The sequence below is a fragment of the Streptomyces sp. ISL-66 genome, assembly GCF_018614135.1.
Classification (GTDB): domain Bacteria; phylum Actinomycetota; class Actinomycetes; order Streptomycetales; family Streptomycetaceae; genus Streptomyces.
The window spans coordinates 25,014-32,807 of record NZ_JAGGOW010000135.1; the positions used below are offsets into that span (position 1 = coordinate 25,014).

The following is a 7,794-nucleotide window of genomic DNA, read 5'->3' on the forward strand; positions in this document are numbered from 1 at the left end:
TAGGGGAGGGCACTGACATTCGGCTTACTGGGCCGTGCTCGCCTGTGGAATTATCGGCCGCATGAGCGAGCAGCAGCCGAACCCCTACCAGAACGACCCGAGCCAAGGCGGGGCCAACGAAGAGCAGAAGTGGGGCCCGGGCACCCCCAGTTACGGCTACCCGGCGCAGCCCGGCTACGGCTACCCGCCCCCGGGTCCCGCCCAGCCCGGCTACGGATACCCGCAGGCCCCCGCCTACCAGCCGACCATCGCCGGCGCGGGCATTCCCGCACCGATGCACGCGCCGATGCCCGGACAGGCCCCCGGGGGCCACGGCGCCGCCGGGCTCTCGCTCGGCGACATCACCATCGCCGGGGACCAGATCATCACCCCGTCGGGCACGATGCCGCTGCGGGGCGCGATCTGGAACGCCACGGACTTCTCCCGGACGGAGGAGAAGATTCCGGCGCACGCGATCGTGCTGGCGGTCATCTTCTTCCTCTTCTGCCTGCTCGGCCTGCTCTTCCTTCTGATGAAGGAGCGCCGCACGACGGGCTACATCCAGATCACCGTCAACAGCGGCGGCCGCCACCACTCCACGATGATCCCGGCCGTGGACCCGGGCACGTACATGTGGGTCATGAGCCAGCTCAACCAGGCCCGCGCACTGAGCATGTGACACCGCCCGGCCCGGCCCGGGAGCGCGGGCCGGATCGGGAGGCAGCCGGCCCGGCACGCCGCGGGGGCGAGCCCCGGGCGCGCCCCGGCCCGAGCTCCGGCCGCGCCCCTGCCCTGGAACTCGGTGGCCGGTCGGGGCGGAGTTCGGGATCATCACCGGATGATCCTTTCTCATGATGTGGACGGCCCCGAGACCGCGCCGGCCGTCGTACTGCTGCACTCCTCCGTGTGCGACCGGCGGATGTGGGGCCCGCAGTGGCAGCCGCTGCTCGACGCCGGGTTCCGGGTGGTCCGGCCGGACTTCCGGACCTGCGGGGACTCCCCCGCCGCCGAGGCCCCGTACAGCGACGAGGGTGACGTACGGGAGCTGCTCGACCACCTCGGGATCCGGCGGGCCGCGTTCGTCGGATCCTCGTACGGCGGGCGGGTCGCGCTGACGCTGGCCGCGCTGCGTCCGGACCGGGTGAGCGCGCTGGCACTGCTGTGCCCCGTACGGCCCGGGCACGAGCCCGGCGTCGAGCAGCGGGCCTTCGGGGCCGCCGAGGACGCGCTGCTCGACGCCGGTGACCTGGTGGGCGCGGCCGAGCTCAACGCCCGCCAGTGGCTCGGCCCGGACGCCCCCGCCGAGGCGCACGACCTCGTACGGGACATGCAGCTGGGCAACTTCCGGTCCGAGCCGTCCGCCACCGGGAACCACGAGCTCCCCGAGCCCGCGATCGACCTCTCGGCCGTCGTCGCCCCCGTCCTCGCCGTGGGCGGCGCGCACGACATCTCCGACTTCCGCCGCACCCCGGCCGAGCTCGCCTCCCTCATCCCGGGCGCGACCCACCTGGAACTGCCCTGGGCCGGCCACCTGCCCTCCCTGGAACGCCCGGAGGAGATCACCCGGCTGTTGTTGGACTTCCTGCCGCGCTCGTGACGCTCTCCCTCCGGCTCCGTTTCCCGTTCCCCTTCCCGTCCCCCTCCCCGTCGGCTTGAACCTGTTCAAAAAGAGGTCTACAGTCAGCACTGTCAGCAGTTGAACACGTTCAAGGGGGCTGAGGGCAATGGACCTCACTGTGGTCGCGTACGTCATCTACCTGCTCGTCAGCATCGGACTCACCGTCTGGGTGGCCCGCACGCTCAGCCGCAACGGCCGCATCTTCATCGCCGACGTCCTCCAGGGGAACGAGAAGCTCGCGGACGCGGTCAACCAGCTCCTGGTGGTCGGCTTCTACCTCGTCAACATCGGCTTCGTGACCCTCTACCTGCGGTCGGCCGAGGAGATCGTCGCGGCCCGCGGGCTCTTCGAGGCGCTCTCGGTCAAGATCGGCGTCGTGCTCCTGGTCCTCGGCGTCATGCACCTCGGCAACGTCTGGGTCCTCAACAAGATGCGCCGCCGCGGAATCATGGAGCGCCAGCAGACCCCGCCGGTCGCCCCCCAGGGGTGGACCGCGCCCGTCGGGGCCTGATCCCGGTGGCCACGACCGCGACCCGGCACCTGACGGTGCTCTACGACGCGAACTGCCCGCTCTGCGTCCACATCCGGCACTGGCTGCTCGCCCAGCGCTGGCTGGTGCCGCTCCGGCTCCTGCCCGCGGCCTCCTTCGAGGCGCAGCGCCGCTTTCCGCAGCTCGATCACGCTTCGACCCTGCGGGAGATCACGGTCATCGGGGACGGCGGCCAGGTGTGGACCGGGACCGACGCCTTCATCGTCTGCCTGTGGGCGCTGGCCGAGCACCGGCCGAAGGCGAACTGGCTGGCCACCCCGGCCGGCCGGCCCTTCGCCAAGGCCGCCATGTACACCGCCTCCGCGTGGCGGGCCGCGGTACGGGACGGCTCGAACGACGGGGCGGCCGGCGGGTCGGCCGACGCGGAGGAACCGGCCTGTGGCGACCGCTGCTCCGCACCCCGATAGGGTCTTACACCGTGACTGATCAGAAGGCTCCGAAGAGCGAGCAGACCCGCACCCTCATCCTCGAAACCGCGCTCCGTCTCTTCCAGGAGCGCGGGTTCGACAAGACGACGATGCGCGGGATCGCCAAGGAAGCCGGAGTATCGGTCGGGAACGCGTACTACTACTTCGAGTCGAAGGAACACCTGGTCCAAGGGTTCTACGACCGGATCGGCGCCGCCCACCTCGCGGCGGTCCGGCCGATCCTGGACAGCGAGAGCGACTTGCAGAAGCGGCTCGCGGGCGTACTGACCACCTGGCTGGACATCGCGGCCCCGTACCACGAGTTCGCCTCGCAGTTCTTCAAGAACGCCGCGGATCCGGAGAGCCCGCTCAGCCCCTTCTCGCCCGAGTCGGAGCCCGCGCGCAAGCTGGCGATCGACATGCACCGCGAGGTGCTGGCCGGAGCGAAGACAAAGGTCCCGGATGAACTCGCCGACGTACTGCCCGAGCTGATGTGGCTCTCGCAGATGGGCCTGGTCCTCTACTGGGTCTTCGACCGCTCCCCGAACAGCGAGAAGACCCGGCGGCTCGCCGAACGCGGCGCGCAGCTCACGACCCGGGGCATCATCCTGGCCCGGTTCCGCGTGCTGCGCCCGCTGGTGCGGGAGGTGCACGAACTCTTCGCGGACTTCCTGCCGGGCATGGCCCAGAGCGCCGCGTCCACGAAGGGCCGCTTCCGCAAGCGGGCCTCGGATCCGGACGCGGGTCCGGACGCCGACCCGACGCCGGAGCCGGACGCCTCCCGGTCACAGCACTAGGGCGCGCATGTGGGCCGATCCCGCAAATTGATCAAGACCACATACGCACCCTAGCCGCCGCGCTCCGCCGAGATCCGGGTCTCGAGCCCGTCGAGGAGGGTCTCCAGGGCGGCGAGGAAGACCGTCGTCCCGTCCAGCCTGGCCATGTGGGCCGCGCTCCGGGCGATCGCCGGGAAGGTGGCGGGGTCGGCCGCCGGGTACTCGCGGGTCCATGCCTCCTCGTCGCCCGTGCGGGCGGCCCCGCCCAGGGTCTCGAAGGCCGCGTCCATTCCGGCCCAGGCCAGGCTGAAGTCGCCGTAGACCCGGTGCAGGACGGCGGCGAGGGCCGGGGAGCAGCCGGCCCGGCCGAAGGCGGCCAGGATGAGTTCCACGATCCGCATCTCGGCCGGACGGCGGGTGGTGCGGTAGGTCGCCAGGACCGCCGCGCCGGGGTGGCGCAGGGCGGTCCGCCGGGTGCGCAGCGCCAGGTCGCGCAGTGTGTCGCGCCAGCTCTCCGAGGGCACGAAGTCGGTCAGGGTCTCCTCGAAGAGACGGTCCGCGAGGGCCAGGTGGAGCTCGTCCTTGTCGGCGACGTGGCGGTACAGCGCGGAGGGATCCACGCCGAGTCTGGCGGCGAGCCGGCGCACGGTCAGCGCGGCCGCGCCCTCGTCGTCGGTCAGCGCGAGGGCGGCGTCCACGATGATCCGCAGATCCAGCTCGACCTTGGGGGGCCGGCCTCTGCCTCGTACTGCCATGGAGTGATCAGACCAGGCCGTGCGGCGCGCCCGCAAGGCCTGGAGTCCCGCGGAAAAATATTTTACCCACACCGTTGACAAAATAACGCGGCGGGCGGTTGTCTGCGGGGCACCCCGACCGAGGAGCGCGCATGGACCAGGCAAGAGCCGCAAGCGGCGCGGCGCCCGTGACCGAGTTCCGCAAGACCCTCAGCACCCGGCACGGCGTGATCATCGCGCTGGCCAACATCAGCCCCACCGTCAGCGTAGGCATCGGCCTCTCCTTCCTCGCCGCGCTCGCCGGCACCGCGATGCCCGCCGCATTCCTGCTCGCGGCCCTGCCGATCCTGGCCGTGTCCGGCGGCTACGCCCGGCTCGCCGCCCGGGACCCCAACTGCGGCACCGCCTACATATGGGTGCGCCGGGCGCTCGGCCCGTGGGCCGGCTACCTCACCGGATGGACCTCGGTCGCCACCAACATCCTGTTCCTGTCGTACGCGGGCCAGCTCACCGGCCAGTTCACCCTCGGCCTGCTCGCCGAGGCCGGCGTCACGGCCGTCTCCCCGGACGACTCCCTCGCGGTCACCGTGACCGGCCTGCTGTGGAGCGTCCTGATCGTGCTGAGCGCCGTACGCGGCGTGAAGGGCGCCACCCTCGTCCAGAGCCTGCTGCTCGGCATCTCCGCGGTCGTGGTCACCGCCATCGTGATCACCGCCTTCGCCCGGGGCGGCGCGGCCTCCGTCTCCGCCTCCTGGTTCTCGCCGTTCGCCTTCCCCGACACGCTCACCCTGCTGGGGGCGACCGTGATGGCGGCGTACATGTTCTGGGGCTGGGAGAGCGCGTTCTCGGTGGTCGAGGAGTCCACGTCGGTGCGCTCCTCCGGCCGGGCCGGCACCATCGCCATCCTCGTCACCCTGGGCTTCTTCCTCTTCTCCGCCACCGGTTTCCTCCACGCCCTCAGGCCCGAACAGCTCGCGGACCCGCTCTCCGGCGTCACCGAGCTGGCCCGCACCTCCTACGGAACCACCGGCGCGGTCGCCGCACTCGCCGCGATGCTCTTCGCCACCGTGGCCTGCATGCAGTCGAGCGTCATCGCGGGCGCCCGGCTCACCCTCGCCATGGGCCGTGACGGCGTACTGGGCACCAGCTGGGCCCGGCTGCACCCCGCGTGGGGTACCCCCGTCACCTCGACCGTGCGCATCTCGGCCCTCGCCGTGGGCGTCTCGCTCACCGGGCTCGCCGTCGGCTCGCTGTCCGAAGTGGTCGTCGCCGTCGTCAACTCCGTCGGCATCCTGGTCTCGCTGATGTACGGAATGGGCGGCCTGGCCTGCGTGGTCACGTTCCGCCACGAACTGCGCGGCCGGCTCCGCGACACCCTCGTCCTGGGCGTCTTCCCGCTGGCCGGCGGCATCGCCCTGCTGCTGCTCGGCTGCCTGGTCGCGTACGAGCAGTGGACCTCGGTGGACCATCTGGCCTTCGACGCCGAGAACGGCCGCTTCCTCACGGTCCTGCCGCTCACCGTGATCGCCCTCGGCGTTCCCGCCGCCCTGTGGACCCGCTACCGCCGCAAGGCGGCGTACTTCACCCAGCCGCCCGTCCCGCTCCCGCCGGTGGCGGCATCGGCCCGGGCCGGCGCCTGACCCGTAGCCCTCCCGCCCCTCACCCACTCATCGGAGCCCCGCCCCATGCCCCACGCAGACCTCGTCCTCCTCAACGGCACCGTCTGGACCGCCTCACCCGTACGCCACCGGGTGTCGGCGCTGGCCGTCACCGGCGGCCGGATCACCGCCCTCGGCAGCGACCCGGAGATCCGCGAGCTGATCGGCCCGCGCACCGAAGTGGTCGACCTCGGCGGGCGGTTCGTGCAGCCGGGGTTCACCGACGCGCACGTCCACCCGGTGATCGCCGGGATCGGCATGCTCGGCTGCGACCTGAGTACGGGACGCACCGCCCGCGCGTACCGGGCCACGATCGCCGCGTACGCCGCCGAACACCCCGAGGCCACCTGGATCAAGGGCAGCGGCTGGTCCTTCGACGCCTTCCCCGGCGGCCTGCCGCACCGGGAGCAGCTCGACGACATCCTCCCCGACCGGCCGGCCTACTTCCCGGTCCGCGACGGACACTCCGCCTGGGCCAACTCGCGCGCCCTCGCCCTCGCGGGAGTCGACCGGCTCACGCCCGATCCGGCGGACGGCCGCATCGAACGCGACGCCGCGGGCAAGCCCACCGGTGTACTGCACGAGGGCGCGATGTCCCTGGTCGGGGCCCTCGTGCCCCCGACCTCGCCGGCCGAGGCACGGGCCGGGCTGCTCGCCGCCCAGGAACTGCTGCATTCGCTCGGGATCACCGGCTGGCAGGACGCGCTCGTCGGCGCGTACGCGGGCTTCCCCGACCCGCTCGACACCTACCTCGCCTGCGACGCCGACGGCTCGCTGACCGCCCGGGTGCGCGGAGCGCTCTGGTGGGAGCGGGACCAGGACCTCGGCCAGCTCGACTCGCTGCGCGCCCGACGCGAGAAGACCGGCCACGGACGACGCTTCACGGCCGGCAGCGTCAAGATCATGCAGGACGGGGTGGTGGAGAACTTCTCGGCCGCCATGCTGGACCCCTACCTAGACTCCTGCGGCTGCCCCGGCGACAACGCCGGGATCTCCATGGTCGACCCGGAAGTGCTGCGCGAAGCCGTGGTCGCCCTCGACGGACACGGCTTCCAGGTCCACTTCCACGCGCTCGGCGACCGGGCCGTCCGCGAGGCGCTGAACTCGCTCGAAGCAGCCGTCGCCGCCCACGGCCACACGGGCAACCGCCACCACCTGGCACACCTCCAGGTCGTCCACCCCGACGACATCCCCCGCTTCCGCGCCCTGCGCGCCGTCGCGAACATGCAGCCGCTGTGGGCCGCGCACGAGCCCGCGATGGACGAACTGACCCTGCCCTTCCTCGGAGAGGAACGCGGACGGCGCCAGTACCCGTTCGGCGCCCTGCACGCGGCCGGGGCGGTGATCGCGGCGGGCAGCGACTGGTTCGTCTCCAGCCCCGACCCGTGGCACGGCATCCACGTCGCCGTCAACCGCCAGGTATGGGCCGAGGAACTGGGCGAACCGGACCTCCGCCCGCCGTTCCTGCCGGAGCAGCGGCTCGCCCTCACCGACGCCCTCGCCGCGTACACGGCCGGATCGGCCTGGGTCAACCACCAGGACGAGGCGGGCGTGATCGCCCCCGGCCGCCTCGCCGACCTCGCGATCCTGGACCGCGACCCCTTCGCCACCGACCCGGCCGAACTCCACGCCGTCCGCACGGTGCAGACGTACGTGGACGGCGTACGGGTCTACGCCGACCCCCACCAGGGTGCGTAACTGATCTGGGTCAAGGACCTCACACGGACCGTCCCTTGATCACGACCACATGCGCGCCCCGGCTCACGCGGGCCTTCGCGGCCTGCTGGCGAGGGGTGTCTGCAGGCTCACGCCGACGGAACACGGAATCGCCGACTCGGGACGGTCCACGAGGGACAGCAGCGTCTCCCCGAGCGCCTTCGTGTGCTCCCGTTCGAGGACGACCTCGAACTGATCGCAGTCCTCGGCCGCCGCTCCCTGGATCTTGATCCGGATCTGCAGGGACGTGCCGCCGTCCGGGTCGGTGAGCGTCGTGATGAAGCCGTCCACGACGCCGGAAACCCTCGACAAGGTCTCGCTCACTCGCTTCCTCCGGTGTGTGTGCGGTTGGTGGC

At 71.9% G+C, this 7,794-nt stretch carries 9 protein-coding genes; 7 read left to right on the top strand and 2 right to left on the bottom strand.

Translation table 11 applies throughout. From position 1 onward, the window contains the following. Positions 1-61 precede the first annotated feature (61 nt). The 5 genes from J7E97_RS25195 (at position 62) to J7E97_RS25215 (ending at position 3,351) form a co-directional block, all read left to right on the top strand. Positions 62-658, top strand: a complete 597-nt coding sequence (locus J7E97_RS25195) for a hypothetical protein (RefSeq protein ID WP_215031477.1) — start codon at positions 62-64, stop codon at positions 656-658. Between the two features lie 159 nt (positions 659-817). Further along, positions 818-1,576, top strand: coding sequence for an alpha/beta fold hydrolase (locus J7E97_RS25200; RefSeq protein ID WP_215031480.1), 759 nt, complete (start codon positions 818-820; stop codon positions 1,574-1,576). A gap of 127 nt (positions 1,577-1,703) precedes the next feature. Further along, positions 1,704-2,108, top strand: a complete 405-nt coding sequence (locus J7E97_RS25205) for a hypothetical protein (RefSeq protein WP_215031482.1) — start codon at positions 1,704-1,706, stop codon at positions 2,106-2,108. Further along, the gene (locus J7E97_RS25210; RefSeq protein WP_215031502.1) at positions 2,105-2,554 is read left to right on the top strand and encodes a thiol-disulfide oxidoreductase DCC family protein; all 450 of its coding nucleotides are present in this window, start codon (positions 2,105-2,107) and stop codon (positions 2,552-2,554) included. Before J7E97_RS25205 ends, J7E97_RS25210 begins: the two co-directional genes overlap by 4 nt. 11 nt (positions 2,555-2,565) lie before the next feature. Next, positions 2,566-3,351 (top strand): TetR/AcrR family transcriptional regulator, encoded by a 786-nt coding sequence (locus tag J7E97_RS25215; protein WP_215031484.1) that lies wholly within the window; start codon positions 2,566-2,568, stop codon positions 3,349-3,351. A 50-nt stretch (positions 3,352-3,401) separates the two neighbouring features. On the opposite strand, the gene J7E97_RS25220 is transcribed toward J7E97_RS25215, so the two are convergent. Continuing rightward, positions 3,402-4,085: a TetR/AcrR family transcriptional regulator C-terminal domain-containing protein gene (locus tag J7E97_RS25220; RefSeq protein WP_215031487.1), complete on the bottom strand. Its 684-nt coding sequence runs from the start codon at positions 4,083-4,085 to the stop codon at positions 3,402-3,404. A gap of 131 nt (positions 4,086-4,216) precedes the next feature. On the opposite strand from J7E97_RS25220, the gene J7E97_RS25225 reads away from it, so the two are divergent. Both J7E97_RS25225 and J7E97_RS25230 read left to right on the top strand, forming a co-directional pair. After that, positions 4,217-5,704, top strand: coding sequence for an APC family permease (locus tag J7E97_RS25225; protein WP_215031489.1), 1,488 nt, complete (start codon positions 4,217-4,219; stop codon positions 5,702-5,704). 45 nt (positions 5,705-5,749) lie between these two features. After that, positions 5,750-7,420, top strand: coding sequence for an amidohydrolase (locus J7E97_RS25230; protein WP_215031491.1), 1,671 nt, complete (start codon positions 5,750-5,752; stop codon positions 7,418-7,420). 63 nt (positions 7,421-7,483) lie between these two features. Here the strand turns inward: J7E97_RS25230 and J7E97_RS25235 are convergent. Further along, positions 7,484-7,794: hypothetical protein (locus tag J7E97_RS25235; RefSeq protein ID WP_215031492.1), on the bottom strand; the 311-nt coding region annotated here is incomplete at its 5' end.